This is a genomic window from Nocardioides donggukensis, assembly GCF_014842875.1.
Lineage (GTDB): Bacteria > Actinomycetota > Actinomycetes > Propionibacteriales > Nocardioidaceae > Nocardioides > Nocardioides donggukensis.
Map to the genome: position 1 here is coordinate 945,349 of NZ_JACYXZ010000001.1, position 20,535 is coordinate 965,883.

Sequence of the window (20,535 nt, forward strand, 5' to 3'; positions counted from 1 at the left end):
GGCATGCCCGTGCTGGATCCGGTCGCGGTCCGGGTCTCCGGTCGTGCGGTCGGGCTCGACCCGGAGTCCGTGGGCCGGGCGTTCCCGCACGCCGGGGGGCGGCTGCTCGTGCTGCTGCCGCCCCCGGGCGAGGACGAGGGCGCCTGGTCCCGGGGCCCCGGCGCCGCGACGTACGCCCACCAGCTGGCGCGCCTGCTCGACTGGACACCGGTGCACCTGCGGGTGGCCGACGCCGCTCCGGGGTCCGCGGGTGCCGCGGTCTCCGCGGCGCTCCAGCGCCTCGTGGAGTCCTGGCCCGTGGAGGTCGACCGGATCGCGCTGCTCGGGCACGGTGCCGGCGGCCTCGTGCTGCGTGCCGCGGCCGGGGTGCGCCCCACCTCCACGGGCGGGTGGACCGCGCGGGTGAGCGACGTGGTGCTCCTCGGCACGCCGTACCTGGCCGCCGCGGCGCCTCGACTGGCGACCCCGGTCGGCGTGCGCGTGGATCGGCGCTGGGGTCCGATCACCACCCCGGACCGGGCGGATCCGGGGCTCGCCCCGCTGGACGGGGCGCGGTACCGCCTGGTCACCGCGCGCGACTCCGCGCCGCGACTGCTGGGTAGGGTCCTGGGTGGCCTCCTGTGGTGGCGGAGCACGCTCACCCGTCGGCCCCGGCGGGCCGACCACCTGTTCCCGACCGCCGAGCACTACGACCTCGACACCGGGGGTGCGCCGCTCACGGGCCACCCGGAGGTGGCCGCGGCACTGCTCGACTGGCTGGCCTGACCCGAGCCCGGACCGGCCGGATAGATTCGCTCGCATGAGCGGCGACCCGGGGGGCCTCAGCACCTCCTCCGAGGCCGCCGACCTGTGGTCGCGGTACCTCCACCTCCAGCTCGGTCGGCGCTCCGGTGCCGCGCAGGCGCTGCGCGAGGTGCACCGCGCGGACCCGGGCTTCGCCGTCGGCCGGGCCGCGGCCGGGCTGCTCGTGGTGCTGGCCGGCGAGGACTCCTTCGACGCCGCCGCGGAGGTCTCGGCGGCCCGGTCCGGGCTGGCCCGGCACGACTGGGAACGGTCCTTCGTCTCCGCCGTCGGCAGCACCGCCGACGCGGGGCTGTGGCGGGCCGCGCCGCAGTGGCTGGACCACCACCGGTCCTTCCCGGCGGACCTGATCGGCTTCCAGGTCGCCGCCTTCGTGCTGCTCCACTCGACCCGACCGGAGGCGCCGGAGCAGGTGGCGGAGCGGATCCGGGTCAGCCTGGACGCGGTCGGCGAGCACCCCCTGCTGCTCGGGATGTCGGGGATGCTGGCCCAGGAGCGCGGCGACCTGGCCGGGGCGCACCGGCTGGCGAGCCGGGCGCTCGAGCTCGACCCGTCCGGCTTCGACGGCGGCCACCCGATGACCCACGTCTTCCTCGAGTCGGGGGAGCACGCGGCCGGGCTGAGCTGGCTCGAGGAGTGGCTGCCCACCGCCGACGGCCGGGCGCCGTTCTCCGGTCACCTGGCCTGGCACGCGGCGCTGCACGAGCTGGCGCTGGGAGACCCGGATGCGGCCCTGGCCCGGCACCGGCAGTGCGCCACCTGGCCCGGGGCCGGCGGTCTCGTCGACGGTGCCTCGCTGCTGTGGCGCGGACAGCTGTGGGGGCACGTGCCGTCCGGCACCGCGCCGTGGGGCGTGCCGTGGGCCGACACGCTGGCCGCGCTGGCCGGCGGTGTGCCGACCACGTTCCTCGGCGTGCACGCGCTCCTGGCCCTGGCCGCGGCCGGCGACGTCGACGGCCTGCGCCGGATGGCCGTCGACTCCGCCGGGTTCACCGCACCGGGCGCGGCCGAGCTGCTGCCGCCGCTGGCCGAGGCGCTGGCCGCCTTCGTCTCCGGCGACGTCGGGCGGGCCGTCGACCTCCTGCTGGCCGAGGAGCCCCGGGTCGCGCGGTACGGCGGCTCGCACGTCCAGCGAGCGGTCGTGGAGGACACCCTCATCGAGGCGCTGGTCCGCTCCGGCCGGGTCGAGGAGGCCGCGACCCGGCTGCGGCTCCGCCTGGACCGCAGGCCCGTCGCGCCGCCGGCCTGAGACCTGCGCCACGTCGGTGCACGATTGTTCACTCAAATCGTTGACACCCTCCCGGGGGACGCCCATCCTCGGGCCATGAGCACCAGCACCTCGGGCCCCGGGCTCCTCGACGCACTGTCCCTGCTCTCCGAGGTCGGGGACGAGCTGGTCGTGCGCACCGTCCGGGACACCCACCTGGCCTGGCTGGACCGGGTGCACGGGGTCCTGGACGGTCCCGTGAGCCGGGTCGCCCGGGTGCCCCCGCTGGTCGAGGTCGCGCACCGCGGGATCGCCGGCTCCGTCTACTCCGGACTGGGGGCCGGCCTGCGGGCCGCGTCGACCGGGCTGGGGGCCGTCGCGGCGACCGGACGGGGCCCACGACTGGAGGGCCACGCCGGCGGCCGGTTCCTGCACGCCGCCGTGAACGGACTCATCGGCGACCGGCTGGAGCGGGACCGCCCGGCCCTGGCGATCCCCCTGTCGGTGCGCCGCGCCGGCCAGGACGTCCGTCCCGACCCGGCCGGGCTGGCCGCCGCGTTCCCGGCCGCCACGGGCCGGGTCGTCGTGCTGCTGCACGGCCTCTGCGAGAACGAGGACAGCTGGAGCCGGCACCGCGAGGAGGTCGGCACGACGTACGCCGAGGCGCTGGCCGACGACGGCTGGACCCCCGTGCTCCTGCGCGCCAACACCGGGCTCCCGCTGCGCACGAACGGCGCCGCGCTCGCCGCGCTCCTCCAGCGCACGGTCGACCACTGGCCGGTCCCCGTCGAACGGATCGCGCTGGTGGGGCACTCGCTGGGGGGCCTGGTGATGCGGGCGGCCGGAGCGGTCGCGACGGACGCCGAGCAGCCCTGGACCCGACTGGTGAGCGACGTGGTCACGCTGGGCACCCCGCACACCGGTGCCCACGTGGCGCGGGGCGTGGGCCACGGCAGCCGGCTGCTTGCCCGGGTGCCGGAGGCGGCGGCCTTCGGGCGGATCCTGGACTGGCGGTCGGTCGGCGTGCACGACCTGGTCGAGGGGCTGGCCGAGGACGTCCCCCCGCTGCCGCACGCGCGCTACCGCCTGGTGTCGGCCTCGCTCACCGCCTCGCCGCGGCACCCGGTGGGCGCCCTGCTGGGCGACCTGCTGGTGCGACCGCCCTCCGCGCACGGTCGGCGACGGGGCAGGGCCGACCTGTTCCCGGACGGCACCGTGCTGCACGTCGGCCGCGCCGACCACTTCGACCTGCTCAACCACCCCGAGGTGCGCGTCGCCCTCCGCCAGTGGCTGTCCTGACGCCCGCCCGGGGCCCGGGTCGCGAATCCGCTGTGGGCGAACAGGGGTGGCGATCCCGTGGAACTGTCCGTGGCACGGGCTAGTGTCGCCCTCGTGAACAACGATCTGAGCGAGAAGGACATCCCCCTGGCGAACGGGGGCGGGACCGCGACGTACGGGCTCGACGACCACATCTACCAGCGTCTGCTGCGCGAGCGGATCGTGTTCCTCGGCTCCGAGGTGCGCGACCAGAACGCCAACGCGATCTGCGCCCAGCTGCTGCTGCTCTCGGCCGAGGACCCCGAGGCCGACATCTTCCTGCACATCAACAGCCCCGGCGGCTCCGTGGACGCCGGCATGGCGATCTACGACACGATGAACTACATCCCCAACGACGTCGCCACGGTCGGGATGGGGCTGGCCGCCTCGATGGGCCAGTTCCTGCTGTGCGCCGGCACCAAGGGCAAGCGCTACGCGCTCCCGCACGCCCGGATCATGATGCACCAGCCGTCCTCGGGCATGGGTGGCTCCGCCTCGGACATCAAGATCCAGGCGCAGCAGTCGCTGCACATCAAGAACGTGCTGCTGGAGCTGATCAGCGAGCACACCGGACAGGACCTCGAGCAGGTCATCACGGACGCCGACCGGGACCGGTGGTTCACCGCCCAGCAGGCGCTCGAGTACGGCCTGGTCGACCAGGTCGTGAAGAGCGCCCGCGAGGCCGCCGACCAGGGTCGACCCGCGCACGCGGACGACTGAGCCCACCCCCACGACCCCGACGAGGGAGCAGGACACACACATGAACTACTACATCCCGCAGTGGGAAGAGCGCACGTCGTACGGCTTCCGCCGGATCGACCCCTACGGCAAGCTCTTCGAGGACCGGATCATCTTCCTCGGCACCCCGATCAGCGACGACATCGCCAACGCGGTCATGGCCCAGCTGCTGTGCCTGGAGTCGATGGACCCCGACCGCGACATCCAGATCTACATCAACAGCCCCGGCGGCTCGTTCACGGCGCTCACCGCGATCTACGACACGATGCGCTTCATCAAGCCCGACGTGCAGACCGTGTGCCTGGGCCAGGCTGCCTCGGCGGCGGCGATCCTGCTGGCGGCCGGCGCCAACGGCAAGCGGCTCGCGCTGCCCAACAGCCGGATCCTCATCCACCAGCCCTACACCGAGGGCACCTTCGGCCAGACCTCAGACATCGAGATCCAGGCCAACGAGATCCTGCGGATGCGCGAGCTGCTCGAGCGGATGATCTCCGAGCACTCCGGCAAGAGCGTCGAGGAGGTCAGCCGCGACATCGAGCGCGACAAGATCCTGACCGCCGAGGCGGCAGTGGAGTACGGCCTGATCGACGCGGTGCTGGAGTCGCGCAAGGGGATCCCGGCACTTGTCTGACACGCGGTCCTCGTGTCCGTCCCCAATCGGGGGCGGCTCGGGGTACCGTCGAGAAGTTGACAGAACCGGTGCCGGAGCAGTGAGCCGGTGCCGGCCTGACGTGGAAAGGTTGACCGCCCGTGGCGCGCATTGGTGACGGAGGTGACCTGCTGAAGTGCTCCTTCTGCGGGAAGAGCCAGAAGCAGGTCAAGAAGCTGATCGCCGGACCGGGCGTCTACATCTGCGACGAGTGCATCGACCTCTGCAACGAGATCATCGAGGAGGAGCTGAGCGAGCGCTCCGACGTCGGCCTCGACGAGCTGCCGAAGCCGAAGGAGATCTTCGACTTCCTCAACTCCTACGTCATCGGCCAGGAGCACGCCAAGAAGTCCCTCGCGGTGGCGGTCTACAACCACTACAAGCGGGTCCAGTCGGGTGCGGCCGCGGGTGCCGGGAAGCACGCCAAGGAGGAGGCGGTCGAGGTCGCCAAGTCCAACATCCTGGTGATCGGGCCGACCGGCTGCGGCAAGACCTACCTCGCCCAGACCCTGGCACGGATGCTCAACGTGCCGTTCGCGATCGCCGACGCCACCGCCCTCACCGAGGCCGGCTACGTCGGTGAGGACGTCGAGAACATCCTGCTCAAGCTGATCCAGGCGGCCGACTACGACGTCAAGAAGGCCGAGACCGGGATCATCTACATCGACGAGATCGACAAGGTGGCCCGCAAGGCGGAGAACCCCTCGATCACCCGCGACGTCTCCGGCGAGGGCGTCCAGCAGGCGCTGCTGAAGATCCTCGAGGGCACCTCCGCCTCGGTGCCGCCGCAGGGCGGGCGCAAGCACCCGCACCAGGAGTTCATCCAGATCGACACCACGAACATCCTGTTCGTCGTCGGCGGTGCCTTCGCCGGGCTCGAGCACATCGTCGAGCAGCGGGTCGGCAAGAAGACGCTCGGCTTCACCGCGGAGGTCCGCGGTGCCGCGGAGCGCGAGGCCGAGGACCTCATGGGCCAGGTGCGCCCCGAGGACCTCACCAAGTTCGGCCTGATCCCCGAGTTTATCGGTCGGCTCCCGCTCATCGCGAGCGTGAACAAGCTCGACAACGAGGCCCTCGTGCAGATCCTCACCGAGCCCAAGAACGCGCTGGTCAAGCAGTACCAGAAGCTCTTCGAGATCGACGGCGTCGAGCTCGAGTTCACCGAGGACGCCGTGCAGGCGATCGCGGACCAGGCCATGGAGCGGGGCACCGGAGCCCGTGGGCTGCGGGCGATCATCGAGGAGGTGCTCCTCCACGTGATGTACGACGTGCCCTCGCGTGGAGACATCGCCAAGGTGGTGGTGACGCGGGAGGTCGTGGAGGACAACGTCAACCCGACCCTGATCCCGCGCGAGGACGAGCCGAAGAAGAAGAAGTCGGCCTGAGCCGCACCGCATGACCAGGCGGGCCTAGTCACTTCGGGTGATTTCGGGCTGCTGTCGGGTGGATTGTCGCAGTTCTGGCGCGACCGGTCGGTCTCCTCGGAGAGGATGGCGGTGCCCACCCCCGTCCCTCACCTCTCGGGAGCAGTCTTGACCGCGGAGCACCAGCGTCCACTGGCGGCATTCGTCGTGGTCTCGCTGCTCTGCAGCATCTTCATGGGCTACACGCTGCACCAGCAGGGCCTGCTCCAGGTCATCGTCGGCAGCCGGGTGGCGCCGGTGAGCGTCGTGGCCGCCGGGGTGACCCTGGACGCGGTGCGGGTGCCGCGGTCCGAGCCCGCTGACTCGGCGCCGGGCACCGGCCCGACGCCCGTGCCGGCACCGGACCCGGCCGAGTCGTCGGTGGCCATCGGCTCCCGATCGGCGCCGGCCACGGCCGCCCCGGCGACGCCCGTCCTCGCCCCACGCCGGTCCCGCGCCGCGGCGACCCGGCCCGCGCAGTCGGCACCCCGGTCGAGCGGGAGCGCGACTCCTCGCAGCTCGGCACGCCGGAGCGGGACCTCGGACTCCGAGGGCCCGGCCACCGTGCTCGCCCGTCAGCTGGACCAGGCCACCCAGGACGTCCAGGACGCGGTCGTGGCGGTCGAGACCGCCACCGCGACCATGGCCGCCACGAAGCACCCGGCCGCGAAGAAGCCCAGGCCGGCGAAGCCGAGCAAGCCCTCGAAGCCGACCAAGCCCACGAAGCCGACCAAGCCCACGAAGCCCGCCAAGCCCGCGAAGGCGCACGGGTCGGTCTCACCCGGCGACGGTCCCTCGGTGGCTGTGCGCACGGCGCCCGGCCGGGACCACGCCAAGCCGGTCAAGAAGGCGAAGCCGGTCAAGAAGGCCAAGCCGGTCAAGAAGGCCAAGCCGGTCAAGAAGGCCAAGCCCGCCAAGAAGGCGAAGAAGCACTAGCCGGGCCCCTGCGGCCGGCCCCCGGCCGGCTCAGTCGGTCTCGGCGAGGGTGGCGCTCACCGTCAGCTCGGTCGCGTCCGCGACCTCGCGCAGCTCCAGCTCTCCGGTCACCTTGCCGGCCTGGCGCAGGTCCTGCTCGGCCCGGCGCACGGCGTCGAGCATCTCCGCGGTGCCCGTGATCTCGGCGTGCGCGATCTCGGCACGCATCGAGGCCTTGGCCTGCGACTTGGCGCCCCGGAGGCCGGTGAGCGCGGCGGCGACGGTGTCGAGCATCGCGCTCGTGGCGGCCGCCGACGGGCCGAGGTCGGTGGCCCTCGGCCAGGCGCTGAGGTGCACCGAGCCCTCCTGCCACCACGACCAGACCTCCTCGGTGACGTAGGGCAGGAACGGTGCCAGCAGCCGGAGCTGGACGTGCAGCGCCACGGCCAGGGCCCCGCGGGCCGAGGCCGTGCCCAGGCCGCCGTCCTCGGCGTAGGCGCGCTCCTTGACCAGCTCGAGGTAGTCGTCGCAGAACTCCCAGAAGAACCGCTCGACGGTCTCCAGGGCGGTGGTGTAGTCGTAGGCGTCGAAGGACTCGGTCGCGGCCGTGATCACGTCCGCGAGCCGCCCCATCAGCGCGCAGTCGACCGGGTCGGAGACCGCGACCGGGCTGGGGTCGGTGGCTCCGACGCTGCCGAGCACGAAGCGGGAGGCGTTGAGCACCTTCATGGCCAGCCGCCGCCCGACCTTCATCTGGGTCTCGTCGAAGGGCGAGTCCAGTCCCGGCCGGGCCATGGCGGCCCGCCAGCGGACGGCGTCCGCGCCGTACTTGTCGAGGATCTCCGAGGGCACGACCGCGTTGCCCTTCGACTTCGACATCTTCTTGCGGTCCGGGTCGACGATGAAGCCGGAGATCAGGGCGTGGCTCCAGGGCGCCGCGTGGTTCTCGTAGTGGGCGCGCACCACCCGCGAGAACAGCCAGGTGCGGATGATGTCGTGCGCGTGCGTGCACAGGTCCATGGGGAAGACCCGCTCGAACAGGTCCTCGTCGGACTCCCAGCCGCCGGCGATCTGGGGGGTCAACGAGGAGGTCGCCCAGGTGTCCATCACGTCCGGGTCGCCCAGGAAGCCGCCCGGCTCGCCGCGCTGGTCCTCGGAGTAGCCGCGCGGCGCCGCCGTCGACGGGTCGACCGGGAGCTCGGCCTCGGTGGGCAGCAGCGGGTGGTCGTAGTCCGGCTCACCGTCCGCGTCGAGCGGGTACCAGACCGGGAACGGGATCCCGAAGAACCGCTGCCGGGAGATCAGCCAGTCCCCGTTGAGGCCGCCGACCCAGTTGTCGAAGCGGTGCTTCATGTGCCCGGGCACCCAGGTGATCTCGGCACCGCGCTCGAGCATCTCGCTCCGCACCTCGGCGTCGCGGCCGCCGTTGCGGACGTACCACTGCCGGGTGGCGACGATCTCCAGCGGCTTGTCGCCCTTCTCGTAGAAGTTCGCCATCCGCTGGGTCGGGGTCGGGTCGCCCTCGAGGTCGCCGGACTCGCGCAGCTTGGCGACCATCGCCTCCCGCGCGCTGAAGGCCGTCTTGCCCTTGAGGTCCTCGTACGCCGCGGCGGCGGGCTCGGCGGCCAGCCACTCCGGGGTCTCGCGGGACATCCGGCCGTCCCGGCCGATGAGCGCGCGCACCGGCAGCTGGAGCTCGCGCCACCAGGTGACGTCGGTCAGGTCGCCGAACGTGCAGCACATCGCGATGCCGGCACCCTTGTCCATCTCGGCCAGCGGGTGGGCGAGCACCGGGATCTCGACCCCGAACACGGGCGAGGTGACGGTGCTGCCGAACAGACCGGCGTACCGCTCATCGTCAGGGTGCGCGATCAGCGCCACCACGCTCGGGATCAGCTCGGGGCGGGTGGTCTCGATGTAGACCCGGTCGTCGCCGCCGGGCTGTGCGGACGAGGCGTGGAAGGCGACCCGGTGGTAGTGGCCGGCGTACTCCCGGGCCTCGAGCTCGGCCTGCGCCACCGCGGTCTGGAAGGTGACGTCCCAGAGCGTCGGCGCCTCCTGCAGGTAGGCCTCGCCGCGGGCGAAGTTGCGCAGGAACGCCCGCTGGCTGACGGTCTGCGCGTTCGGCCCGATCGTCGTGTAGTGCTGGCTCCAGTCCACCGAGAGGCCGAGCTGGCGCCACAGCTGCTCGAAGACCTCCTCGTCCTGCTCGACCAGCTGCTCGCAGAGCTCGACGAAGTTGGGCCGGCTGATCGAGACCTGCCGCTTCGGGTCCGGCTTCTCGGGCGGGGTGAAGTCCTGCTCGTACGGCAGCGAGGGGTCGCAGCGGACGCCGTAGTAGTTCTGCACCCGACGCTCGGTCGGCAGGCCGTTGTCGTCCCAGCCCATCGGGTAGAACACGGACTTGCCGGTCATCCGCTGGTAGCGCGCCACGAGGTCGGTGTGCGTGTAGGAGAAGACGTGACCCACGTGCAGCGAGCCGGAGACCGTCGGCGGGGGCGTGTCGATGGAGTAGACGTCCTCGCGCGGCCGGCTGCGGTCGAAGGCGTAGGTGTCCTCGGCCTTCCAGTGGGCCGCCCAGCGCGCCTCGAGACCCTCGAGCGCCGGCTTGTCCGGTACGACGACGGCGCGGGGGGACGTCGTACCGGGCTGCTCGGTGGGGTTCGAGGTCTGCGTCATGCCCGGAATGTTACGGGTGTGGCGTCGGGGTCGGGAAACCCGTTCCGTTGCCGGGGCCCTGACAGGATGGGCGCCATGTCCCGCTTCTCGGCCGCCACCACCAGCGAGGCCGTCGTCGCGGCCGACCGCTCCGTGCTGTGGGCCGCCCTCACCGACCCCGACCTCCTGCCCCGGTTGACGCCGTTCCTCGAGAGCGTCACCGCCGACGGCGACCACTGGTGCTGGCAGCTGACCAGGTTCCCGGTGCTCGGCACGAGCGTGGTCCCGGCCTTCACCGAGCGGATGTCCCTCACCCCCGAGGAGCGGATCGAGTTCACCCACGACCCGCCCGCGGGGAAGCGGGAGCCGGCCGGGGCCGAGGGGCGCTACCTGCTGGAGGACACCCCCGAGGGGACCCGGCTGGCGATCCGGCTCGAGGTGCACGTCGAGCTGCCACTGTCGCGGTTCGCCGCACCCGCCGTGAACTCGGTCATGAAGGGGGTCATGGCCACGATGGGACGCCGGTTCTCGGCCAACCTCCTGGCCCACGTGGGTGCGGCATAGACTCGCCCCCGCGATGACTGACACTCCCCCCGGGCCCCCCGAGTCCCCCGAGCCCGGCCCCCAGGCCCGGCTGGCCGAGAGCCCTGCCGAGGTCGAGGACGCGCTGCTGTCCCGCTGGCCCGAGACCCGGCTCGAACCGTCCCTGGACCGGATCCGGGCGTTCACCGCCCTGCTGGGCGACCCGCAGACGGCGTACCCGGTGATCCACCTGACCGGCACCAACGGCAAGACCTCGACCTCGCGGATGATCGACGGGCTACTGAGGACGCTGAACCTGCGCACCGGCCGCTTCACCAGCCCGCACGTCGAGCGGATGAGCGAGCGGATCAGCGTCGACGGCGAGCCGCTCTCCGACGAGGCGTTCGTGCGCGCGTTCAACGACGTCGCGCCGTTCACCCACCTCGTCGATGCGGAGCAGGACCACCCGCTGTCGTTCTTCGAGACGGTGCTGGGCATGGCGTTCGCCGCGTTCGCGGACGCGCCGGTCGACGTGGCCGTCGTCGAGGTCGGCATGGGCGGCACCTGGGACGCCACCAACGTCGCCGACGGCGCCGTGGCCGTCGTGCTGCCCATCGACGTGGACCACGCCCAGTTCCTCGGCGACACCCCTCTCGCGATCGCCTCCGAGAAGGCCGGGATCATCAAGCCGGGCGCGACCGTCGTGCTGGCCCGGCAGCAGGAGGCGGTGGCCACGCTGCTGCACGAGCGCGCGGCCGACGTGGACGCCACCGTGGCCCGGGAGGGCCTGGAGTTCGGGGTGGTCTCCCGGGTGCCCGCGGTCGGGGGGCAGACCGTCACCCTCCAGGGACTCCGGGCGAGGTACGACGAGGTGTTCCTGCCGCTGTACGGCGCCCACCAGGCCCAGAACGCGGCGATGGCGCTGGCCGCCGTCGAGGCGTTCACCGGCACCGAGCCGCTCGACGACGAGCTGGTCCGTGCCGCCTTCGCCGAGGCCACCTCACCTGGCCGACTGGAGGTGATCCGGCGCAGTCCCACCGTGCTGCTCGACGCCGCGCACAACCCGCACGGCGCGGCGGCGGTCGCCGGGGCGCTCGACGACTCGTTCGCCTTCGCGCCGCTGATCGGCGTGCTCGGCGTGATGTCCGACAAGGACCACCGCGGCCTGCTCACCGAGCTCGAGCCGCACCTGGCCCACGTGATCTGCACCCAGAACACCACCGACCGGGCGCTCCCGGCCCGGGAGCTGGCCGAGGTCGCGCTGGAGATCTTCGGGCAGGACCGGGTCACGGTGGTCCCCGACCTGGCGACGGCGATCGACCAGGCCGCCGCGCTGGCCGAGGCGGGGGAGGCGTTCGGCGACCCGCTCGGGTCCGGGGGCGTCCTGGTCACCGGCTCCGTGGTCACCGTCGGAGAGGCCCGGGCGATGCTGCACCGGGAGCGCACGTGAGCGAGCGCGGGCGGTCGCCGCGCCGCGGCATGTGCGCGGCGGTCCTGACCCTCGAGGCGATCACGCTGGGGCTGAGCACCCCGGTGATGGTCACCGTGGCCGACGTGCCGCTCGGCACCGCGCTGGCCCTGGGCCTCGGCCTGGCCGTCGCCTGCATCGTCGCTGCCGGCATGCTCCGCAAGGAGTGGGCCTACGGCCTGGGCTGGGCGATCCAGGTGGCCGCCGTGGCGCTCGGCCTCCTCGTGCCGGTGATGTTCTTCCTCGGGGCCCTGTTCGGGCTGCTCTGGGGGACCGCCTACGGGCTCGGCCGCCGCATCGAGCGCGAGCGGGCCGCGGCCTACGCCGCCTTCGACGCCGGCGAGGAGCCACCCGCCGGAGGCGCGCCCCGGGCTGGGTAGGCTGCCCGCCATGACTCAGCGCACCCTGGTCCTGCTCAAGCCCGACACCGTCCGCCGGGGACTGGTCGGCGAGATCGTCGGCCGCTTCGAGGCCAAGGGGCTCACGATCGTGGCGATGGTGCACCGCAGCATCGACGGCGACCTCGCCGACCGGCACTACGCCGAGCACGTCGACCGGGACTTCTACCCGCCGCTGCGCACCTTCGTCACCAGCGGCCCCCTGGTCGCCCTGGTGCTCGAGGGCGACGAGGCGATCGAGGTCGTCCGCGCCCTCAACGGCGCGACCGACGGCCGCAAGGCCGCCCCCGGCACGATCCGCGGCGACCTCGCGCTGTCCAACCGCGAGAACCTCGTGCACGGTTCGGACTCGCCGGAGTCGGCCGACCGCGAGATCGGCATCTGGTTCCCCGCCCTGTAGGCCTGCGTGTCCTGCCGGGGATGACGCCTCCCGGCTCTTAGGCTCGCCCTGGGTGTGCGTGGCTGCTGTGCACCCTCCTTCCCCGGAACGAGCGACGAACAAGGGCTCAGCGCATGGCGAACAGCGTCATCGGTCGTGACATGGCCGTGGATCTCGGCACGGCCAACACACTGGTCTACGTCCGCGGCAAGGGCGTGCTCCTCGACGAGCCCTCCGTGGTCGCGCTCAACGACACCACCCAGGAGATCCTGGCCGTCGGTCACGAGGCGAAGCGGATGATCGGGCGCACGCCCGACAACATCACCGCCATCCGCCCCCTCAAGGACGGCGTCATCGCCGACTTCGAGGCCACCGAGCAGATGCTGCGGTTCTTCATCCAGCAGGTGCACCGGCGTCGCTACTTCGCCAAGCCGCGGCTGGTGATCTGCGTGCCGAGCGGGATCACCGCCGTCGAGCAGCGTGCGGTCAAGGAGGCCGGCTACCAGGCCGGCGCGCGCCGGGTGTACATCGTCGAGGAGCCGATGGCGGCCGCCATCGGCGCCGGGCTCCCCGTCCACGAGGCGACCGGCAACATGGTCGTCGACGTCGGTGGCGGCACCACCGAGGTGGCGGTGATCTCGCTGGGCGGCATCGTCACCTCGCTCAGCGTCCGCACCGCGGGCGACGACCTCGACAACGCGATCATCGCGTGGATGAAGAAGGAGTACTCCCTGATGCTGGGGGAGCGCACCGCCGAGGAGATCAAGATGACCCTCGGCTCGGCGTTCCCGCTGCCCAAGGAGCCCGAGGCCGAGATCCGTGGCCGGGACATGGTCTCGGGGCTGCCGCGCACCGTCGTGGTCTCCAGCGCCGAGGTCCGCCAGGCCCTCGAGGAGCCGCTCCAGGACATCGTCGACGCCGTCCGCGCGACGCTCGACCAGACACCCCCGGAGCTGGCCGGCGACATCATGGACCGCGGCATCGTGCTCACCGGTGGCGGCGCCCTGCTCCGCGGCCTCGACGAGCGGATCCGGCATGAGACCGGGATGCCCGTGCACGTGGCCGAGGACCCGCTCACCTCGGTGGCGCTGGGTGCCGGCAAGTGCGTCGAGGAGTTCGAGGCGCTGCAGCAGGTGCTGGTCTCCGACCGGCGGCGGTTCTGATGGCCGCTCGCGACGGTCACGACCGAGGCGCCGCGAGCCGGGAGAAGCGGTGGCGGGGGCTGGACCGGCTGGCCCGGCGGGACCGCCCGTCCCGCTCGCTCCTCGCCGTGCTGGTGCTCGCCGCGGCGACCATGATCACCCTGGACTACCGCGGCGGGGACGACTCGCCGCTGGAGCCGGCCCGCGCCTGGGCCGGTGAGGCGTTCGGCCCGGTCGAGGCCGCCACCGCCGGCGCGGTCCGCCCGTTCGCCGCCGTCCCCGAGTGGTTCCGGTCCCGCCAGGACCTCCGCGACGACGTGGCCCGGCTGAGCTCGGAGAACGCCGAGCTGCGGCGCACCGTCAACGGCACCGACCTCGACCGGAACCGGCTGGCCGAGTACGACGGGCTCACCCGCGCCGCCTCCGACACCGGATACGCGCTGGTGCCGGCCCGCGTGGTCGGCTACGGCCCCGGGCAGTCCTTCTCGCACACGGTCACGATCGACGCCGGCACCGACGCCGGAGTCCGCGCGGACATGACGGTGGTCAACAACGACGGCCTCGTCGGCCGGGTGGTGCGGGCCTCGTCCTCGACCGCGACCGTCGTCCTGGCCGTGGACTCCGAGTCGGTGGTCGGGGGCCGGCTCGGCTCCAGCATGGAGATCGGCTTCCTGCGCGGTCGTGGGATGGTCGGCGAGCGCGGCCGGCTCGACCTCGACCTGGTCGACGACTCCGTCGTGGCCAACCAGGGCGACGTGGTCTCCACGTGGGGCAGTCGCGGCGGGGCGCCGTACGTCTCCGGCATCCCGATCGGCAAGGTCACCGCGATCTTCTCCAGCCCGCGCGAGACCTCGCGCCGCGCCGTGGTCGCACCGCTGGTCGACTTCACCGCGCTCGACCTCGTCGGGGTGGTCGTGCCACCCGGCACCGACTCCGACCGTGGCCTGGTCGAGGCCGGCGGGCGGGACCGATGAGCGCGGCCCGTGGCCTGGTGGCCCTGCTCGTGGTCTCGGCCGCCGTGGTGCTCCAGGTCAGCCTGTTCCCGCACGTCGCCTGGGAGGGCGTCGTCCCCAACCTGGCGCTGCTGGTGGTCGTCGGTGCCGCGCTGGTGCGCGGGCCGGAGACCGCCGCCGCGCTCGGCTTCCTGGCCGGAGCCATGATCGACCTGGCCCCGCCGGCCGACCACATCGCCGGCCGCTGGGCGCTGGCCCTGGTGGTCGTCGGCTACCTGGCCGGCCGGATGCGCCAGGAGGCCCGGCCCAGCGCGACCGCCGTCGTGGCCACCGTCGCTGCCGCCTCGTTCGTCGGGTCCTCGGTGTTCGCGCTGTCCGGCCTGCTGCTGCGCGACCCCGTCCTGGCCGTCACCGACATCGTCGAGGTGGTGCTGGTGGCGGTGGTCTGGGACGTGCTGCTCACCCCGTTCGTCCTGCCCCCCGTGATGGCGCTGTTCCGGCGCCTGGAGCCCGCCAAGGTCGCCTGGTGATGCCGCAGCGGACCTCCCCGGCGGGGCAGCGGAGCCGGTTGCGCCTGGTCGTGGTGCAGGCGCTGGTGTTCTCCCTGTTCGTGACCCTCTTCGCGCGGCTGTGGTACCTCCAGGTGGTCGGCGGCGAGGACTACCAGGCCCAGGCCGTCTCCCAGTCCGTCCGCGAGATCGTGGTCCAGCCAGACCGCGGCCTGATCGTGGACGCGCAGGGCCGCTCGCTGGTCGCCAACCGCAGCTCCTGGGTGGTCTCGGTCGATCGCACGCTGCTCGGCCGGCTCCCCGAGCGCGACCAGGACACCGTGGTCCGCCGCGTCGCCCGGGTCGTCGACGCCACCCCCAAGGCGATCCGTGGGCGGCTGCGCAACTGCGGCGACACCGACAGCCGGACCGGCACCTGCTGGAACGGGTCGCCGTACCAGCCCGTGCCGGTCGCGAGCGACGTCCCGCAGAAGGTCGCGCTGCGGATCCTCGAGCAGGGTGAGGACTACCCGGCGGTGCTCGCGCAGCAGCAGTCCGTGCGCGCCTACCCCGAGCCGTACGGCGTCAACGCCGCGCACCTGCTCGGCTACCTCAGCCCGATCACCGAGGACGAGCTGGACGCCGCCGAGCTCGACGACGACAGCTCGGTCAACGGCGCCTCCCAGGTCGGTCGGGCCGGTGTGGAGAAGTCCTACGACCGGTGGCTGCGCGGGATGCCCGGATACCAGCGGGTCGAGGTGGACTCGATGGGCCGGGTGCTCGGGCAGGACGGGCTCGACGCCGGCCGCCCGGGCGACACCCTCGTGACCTCGCTCGACGCCCGGGTCCAGTCGGTCGTGGAGAAGCAGCTCGCGGAGACCATCAGCACCGCGCGGCAGACCTTCGACGAGGTGAGCGGCAAGAAGTACGTCGCCGACTCCGGCGCCGCCGTCGTCCTCGAGGCCCGCACCGGCCGGGTGGTCGCGATGGCCAGCCAGCCGACGTACGACCCGGGGGTGTGGGTCGGCGGGATCAGCCAGCCGGAGCTCAGCCGGCTGTACTCCGAGGCGGCCGGCACCCCGCTGCTCTCGCGGGCCACCCAGGGCCAGTTCGCCCCCGGGTCGACCTGGAAGCCGGTGATGACGGCCGCGGCGCTCACCAACGGCTACTCCCCGGACACCCGGCTGAACTGCTCGTCGGCGTTCCAGGTGGGGAACCGGGCCTTCAAGAACTACGAGTCCGGCGCCTACGGCTTCATCGGCTTCGACAAGGCGCTCGAGGTCTCCTGCAACACCTTCTTCTACCGGATCGGCTACGACTTCTGGCGCCGCTTCGGCTCCGACGTCGGCAACGTCAACGCCAAGGACCCGCTGGTGCAGGAGGCGAAGGAGTTCGGCTTCGGTGCCGAGACCGGCATCGACGTGCCGGGGGAGGCCCCGGGCCGGATCGCCGACCGCACGTGGAAGCGGGCCTACTTCGAGTCGCAGAAGGACTACTACTGCGACCTCGCCGAGGACCCGCCGGCCGACGCCAGCGACTTCCTGCGCCGGTTCTCGCGCGAGTTCTGCATCGAGGGCTACGCCTACCGGGCCGGCGACGCGGTGAACTTCGCGATCGGCCAGGGGGACACCATCGTCACCCCGCTCCAGCTGGCTCGCGCGTACGGCGCGATCTCCAACGGGGGCACCCTGTGGGAGCCCCGCATCGGCAAGGCGATCGTGAGCCCCGAGGGGGAGGTCGTGCGCCGGATCCCGCCGAGGAAGCAGGGCACCGTCGACGTCCCCCCGAGCGTGCTCGGCTACATCGACCGGGCGCTGCAGGGCGTCACCCGCCAGGGCACCATGTCGTGGCGCATGGGCGGCTTCCCGCTCGACGAGGTCGTGGTCCGGTCCAAGACCGGCTCCGCCGAGGTCTACGGCAAGCAGTCCACGTCGTGGGTGGCGTCGTACTCCGACGACTACGTGGTCGTGATGATGGTCTCCCAGGGCGGCACCGGCTCGGGCACGTCGGGGCCGGCGGTCCGCGCGATCTGGGAGTCGCTGTACGGCGTCCGCGGCGAGGAGGTCGTGCCGGAGCAGGCGGCGATCCCCGGTGTCGTCGCCGGCAGGCCGCTCCCGGTGTTCGCCACCGACGGTGCGGTGCTGCCCCCGAGGCGGAGGCGATGAACCGGCGGGCGGGCCTGGACTGGGTCCTGCTGGGCTCGGTCCTGGCCCTCGTGGCGATGGGCACCATGCTCGTGTGGTCGGCCACCGCGCCGCGGGACGCGCTCACCGGCGGCAACCCCACGGCGTACCTCAGCAAGCACCTGGTGAACGTCGCGATCGGTGCCGTGCTCATGGTGATGGTGCTGGCGACCGACCACCGCTGGGTGCGGATCATCGCCCCGCTCGTCTACCTCGCCTCGGTGGTCGGTCTGGCCCTGGTGCTGGTCATGGGCAGCACGATCAACGGATCCCGCTCGTGGCTGATGGTCGGCGGCATGTCGATCCAGCCTTCGGAGTTCGCCAAGCTCGCGGTGGTGATCGGCATGGCGCTGCTGGTCGCCGAGCGCGCCGAGGGACGCTGGCGCAGCACCGTGGGGCTGGTCGACGTCCTGGGCATGCTGACGATCGCCGGTCTGCCCGCCGTCCTGATCCTGCTCCAACCCGACCTCGGCACGATGCTCGTGCTCTCGGCGACGGTGTTCGGCGTGCTGGCCGTGGCCGGCACCCCGCGCCGGTGGCTGGGCACGCTCGTCGCGCTCGGCCTGACCGGTGCCGCGGTGGCGGTCTCCGCCGGGGTGCTGAAGGACTACCAGGTCGACCGGTTCCTCGCGTTCACCGACCCGACGCTCGACCCCCGCGGTGCCGGCTACAACGTGGAGCAGGCGCGGATCGCGATCGGCAACGGCGGGATCTTCGGCCAGGGCCTCTTCGAGGGCTCGCAGACCAGGTCCGGCTTCGTCCCCGAGCAGCACACCGACTTCGTGTTCACCGTCGCCGGCGAGGAGCTCGGCCTCGTGGGCGCCGGCCTGATGATCGGCCTGCTGTGCGTCCTGATCTGGCGGGCGCTGGCCATCGCCAGCCACGCGGGTGACATGTTCGGCCGGGTGGCGGCCGCCGGCATCGCCTGCTGGTTCGGCTTCCAGGCGTTCCAGAACATCGGGATGTGCCTCGGGATCATGCCGGTCACGGGTGTGCCGCTGCCGTTCGTCTCCTACGGCGGCTCGTCGATGTTCGCCGGCCTGCTCGCGATCGGCCTGCTGCAGAACATCCACCTACGCTCCGCCTCCGCCCTGCCCACCCGCCTCGTCGCGCCTCGGGTGCTCGTCGGCCGCTGACCCCTGGCCCGCCGGTTGAGCCGCGAGCCCGGTGGTTGAGGAGGTCGCGCAGCGACCGTCTCGAAACCCCTTGCCGGTGGTTGAGGAGGTCGCGCAGCGACCGTCTCGAAACCACGCCCCGCCCGCCTTCGCTGGTTGAGCCGGCCGGTCGTCCCCGGTGGTTGAGGAGGTCGCGCAGCGACCGTCTCGAAACCAAGGCCCTCGCCGGTTGAGGAGGTTGCCCAGCGACCGTCTCGAAACCACGCCCCGGCCGCCCCGCCGGTTGAGCCGCGAGCCCTGCGAGCGTGTCGAAACCAAGGTCCCGGTGGTTGAGCCGCGAGCCCTAGCGAGCGTGTCGAAACCCACCCCCGTCGGTTGAGCCGCGAGCCCTGGCGAGCGTGTCGAAACCCGCCCCGGTGGTTGAGGAGGTCGCGCAGCGACCGTCTCGAAAACCCACCCTCGGTGCCCCCGCCGGTTGAGCAGCGAGCCCTGGCGAGCGTGTCGAAACCCCTTGTGCACAACCGGTTCTCGACCCGGGGTGACTGTCAGTGGGTCCGGCTAGCGTGGTTGCCATGAGGACGAAGCCCACCAAGACGATGAGCACCGCGGATGCGGTGCTGGGTCGGGCGATGGGTCTTCGTCGGACCGCGGACCGGGCCGAGGCCGACCTGCTGGTGGAGGCGTGTGCATGGGCGGACCTGCACCCCCCGGAGGGCATTCACCCTGCGGCGACGGTGTCCACGGCGTTGTTCGGTGACACCGGCCTCCCCCTGGCCGGCCAGGGTGCCCCGCAGGTGGCGGAGTTCTGTGTGGCCGAGTTCGCCGCCGGTGTGGGGTTGGGCACCGAGTCCGGGAAGGCGCTGATCGGCGAAGCCCTCGAGCTGCGGCACCGGCTGCCGAACCTGTGGACCCGGGTGATGGCCGGGGACCTGGCCGCGTGGAAGGCGCGTCGGGTCGCGGCCGCCACCATCGTCCTGTCCCCGGCAGCGGTGGAGTTCGTGGACGTGGCGGTCACGCCGGTGGCGCACAAGGTCACCCCCGGCCAGATCGACCGGCTGGTCGCCGAGGCGATCGGCCGGTGCGACCCCCAGCTGGCCCAGGAGCGGGCCGACCGGGCGGTCGCGGGCCGGCACGTGACGATCACCCACGGCCAGGTCTCCTTCGACGGCACCAGCCAGGTGCACGGGATCCTCGACCTGGCCGACGCGTTGGACCTCGACACCGCCGTGGCCAACGGTGCCGCACAGCTGAAGGCCCTCGGCTCCACCGAGGACCTCGACGCCCGCCGCGCGTCGGCGCTCGGCGGCCTGGCCCGCCGGCAGCTCGCCCTGGACCTCAACCCCGACACCCCCGACACCGGCGACCGTGAGGCCGACCGCGGCATCGACGAGACGGACGAGACGGGCGGCGAGCAGGCCGCCGACGCCGCCGCGGGCGCGCACGAGCCCGCCGGCCGAGCCGGAAGCGGGCGGGTGAAGCCGCGGCAGGCGGTGCTCTACCTGCACCTGGCCGCGGAGGCCATCACCGACACCGGTCACCGAACCGAGACGGCTGGGCAGTCAGGTCAGGCCGGGCGGTCGGGGGTGGTGGGGCGCTGTGAGCTGTCCCGGTCCCCGGTGACCGCCGACCAGATCCGCACCTGGCTGGCCCACCCCGACGCCCAGGTGGTGATCAAGCCGGTGCTCGACCACCAGGGGCTGGTCCCGGTCGACGCCTACGAGGTGCCGGACCGGATGGGCGAGGCCATCCGCCTCCGCGATGGGACGTGTGTGTTCCCGTGGTGCACCCGCCCGGCCCGGTCCTGTGATGCCGACCACGTGGTTCCTTACGACCCCGACGGCCCACCGGGCCAGACCGCGACCGACAAGCTCGGCGCGCTGTGTCGGCGGCATCACCGGCTCAAGACCCACGGCGCCTGGGCATGTGACACCCCGGTGCCGGGGGTGTTCGAGTGGACCTCCCCGCACGGGCTGCGGTTCCGACGCGACCGCACCGGCACCCTCGACATCACCGACCCGACCCGCCCGGCCGGGTCCCCGCCCGAGCATTGAGGACCACGCCCCACACCCCACCCCCGGCAGCATCGGGTGGGGGCACAGGCATGTTCACCGCTGGTTTCGGGAGTGGTTTCGAGACACTCGCTGGCGCTCGCTCCGGTTCCTGAGGAGGCGCGCCAGCGCCGTCTCGAAGGGCAACCAC

The 20,535-nt window shown here is 72.7% G+C and carries 17 protein-coding genes and 1 pseudogene; 17 read left to right on the forward strand and 1 reads right to left on the reverse strand.

What is annotated here, in order from left to right:
• Window positions 1–3: 3 nt before the first annotated feature.
• The 7 genes and pseudogenes from IE331_RS04685 to IE331_RS04715 all read left to right on the forward strand — a co-directional run bounded on the left by IE331_RS04685 (window position 4) and on the right by IE331_RS04715 (window position 7,051).
• Window positions 4–765: a lipase family protein gene (locus tag IE331_RS04685; protein WP_192140932.1), complete on the forward strand. Its 762-nt coding sequence runs from the start codon at window positions 4–6 to the stop codon at window positions 763–765.
• Window positions 766–799: 34 nt separating this feature from the next.
• Window positions 800–2,050: a hypothetical protein gene (locus tag IE331_RS04690; protein WP_192140934.1), complete on the forward strand. Its 1,251-nt coding sequence runs from the start codon at window positions 800–802 to the stop codon at window positions 2,048–2,050.
• 75 nt (window positions 2,051–2,125) lie between these two features.
• Entirely contained in the window at window positions 2,126–3,307 is a 1,182-nt protein-coding gene (locus tag IE331_RS04695) for an esterase/lipase family protein (RefSeq protein WP_192140936.1), read from the forward strand.
• 105 nt (window positions 3,308–3,412) lie between these two features.
• A complete protein-coding gene (locus tag IE331_RS04700) occupies window positions 3,413–4,045 on the forward strand; it encodes an ATP-dependent Clp protease proteolytic subunit (protein ID WP_318646781.1) in 633 nt (210 codons plus the stop codon).
• A gap of 34 nt (window positions 4,046–4,079) precedes the next feature.
• Window positions 4,080–4,694: pseudogene (locus tag IE331_RS04705) on the forward strand (ATP-dependent Clp protease proteolytic subunit); the annotation flags it as partial.
• A gap of 119 nt (window positions 4,695–4,813) precedes the next feature.
• Entirely contained in the window at window positions 4,814–6,097 is a 1,284-nt protein-coding gene (clpX, locus tag IE331_RS04710) for an ATP-dependent Clp protease ATP-binding subunit ClpX (RefSeq protein ID WP_192140940.1), read from the forward strand.
• Between the two features lie 147 nt (window positions 6,098–6,244).
• Window positions 6,245–7,051 (forward strand): hypothetical protein, encoded by an 807-nt coding sequence (locus IE331_RS04715; RefSeq protein WP_192140942.1) that lies wholly within the window; start codon window positions 6,245–6,247, stop codon window positions 7,049–7,051.
• Between the two features lie 30 nt (window positions 7,052–7,081).
• Here IE331_RS04715 and valS read toward each other — a convergent pair whose 3' ends face one another.
• The gene (gene valS, locus IE331_RS04720) at window positions 7,082–9,709 is read right to left on the reverse strand and encodes a valine--tRNA ligase (protein ID WP_192140944.1); all 2,628 of its coding nucleotides are present in this window, start codon (window positions 9,707–9,709) and stop codon (window positions 7,082–7,084) included.
• Window positions 9,710–9,784: 75 nt separating this feature from the next.
• Between valS and IE331_RS04725 the strand changes: the two genes are divergently transcribed.
• From IE331_RS04725 to IE331_RS04770, 10 genes are all read left to right on the forward strand, one after another.
• Entirely contained in the window at window positions 9,785–10,252 is a 468-nt protein-coding gene (locus IE331_RS04725; protein WP_192140946.1) for an SRPBCC family protein, read from the forward strand.
• Between the two features lie 13 nt (window positions 10,253–10,265).
• Window positions 10,266–11,660 (forward strand): bifunctional folylpolyglutamate synthase/dihydrofolate synthase, encoded by a 1,395-nt coding sequence (locus IE331_RS04730; RefSeq protein ID WP_192140948.1) that lies wholly within the window; start codon window positions 10,266–10,268, stop codon window positions 11,658–11,660.
• A complete protein-coding gene (locus IE331_RS04735; protein ID WP_201931066.1) occupies window positions 11,657–12,058 on the forward strand; it encodes a DUF4233 domain-containing protein in 402 nt (133 codons plus the stop codon). Before IE331_RS04730 ends, IE331_RS04735 begins: the two co-directional genes overlap by 4 nt.
• 10 nt (window positions 12,059–12,068) lie before the next feature.
• A complete protein-coding gene (gene ndk, locus IE331_RS04740; protein ID WP_192140950.1) occupies window positions 12,069–12,476 on the forward strand; it encodes a nucleoside-diphosphate kinase in 408 nt (135 codons plus the stop codon).
• A gap of 113 nt (window positions 12,477–12,589) precedes the next feature.
• The gene (locus IE331_RS04745) at window positions 12,590–13,618 is read left to right on the forward strand and encodes a rod shape-determining protein (protein WP_192140952.1); all 1,029 of its coding nucleotides are present in this window, start codon (window positions 12,590–12,592) and stop codon (window positions 13,616–13,618) included.
• The gene (gene mreC, locus IE331_RS04750; RefSeq protein ID WP_192140954.1) at window positions 13,618–14,571 is read left to right on the forward strand and encodes a rod shape-determining protein MreC; all 954 of its coding nucleotides are present in this window, start codon (window positions 13,618–13,620) and stop codon (window positions 14,569–14,571) included. Before IE331_RS04745 ends, mreC begins: the two co-directional genes overlap by 1 nt.
• Complete coding sequence (gene mreD / locus IE331_RS04755; RefSeq protein WP_192140956.1) at window positions 14,568–15,080, forward strand: rod shape-determining protein MreD; 513 nt, start codon at window positions 14,568–14,570, stop codon at window positions 15,078–15,080. The genes mreC and mreD overlap by 4 nt, the downstream gene beginning before the upstream one ends.
• A complete protein-coding gene (mrdA, locus tag IE331_RS04760) occupies window positions 15,080–17,203 on the forward strand; it encodes a penicillin-binding protein 2 (protein ID WP_192140958.1) in 2,124 nt (707 codons plus the stop codon). The genes mreD and mrdA overlap by 1 nt, the downstream gene beginning before the upstream one ends.
• On the forward strand, window positions 17,200–18,357 hold the full coding sequence (rodA, locus tag IE331_RS04765) for a rod shape-determining protein RodA (protein ID WP_192140960.1): 1,158 nt from the start codon (window positions 17,200–17,202) through the stop codon (window positions 18,355–18,357). The genes mrdA and rodA overlap by 4 nt, the downstream gene beginning before the upstream one ends.
• A 551-nt stretch (window positions 18,358–18,908) precedes the next feature.
• A complete protein-coding gene (locus tag IE331_RS04770) occupies window positions 18,909–20,387 on the forward strand; it encodes an HNH endonuclease signature motif containing protein (protein WP_192140962.1) in 1,479 nt (492 codons plus the stop codon).
• Window positions 20,388–20,535 lie beyond the last annotated feature (148 nt).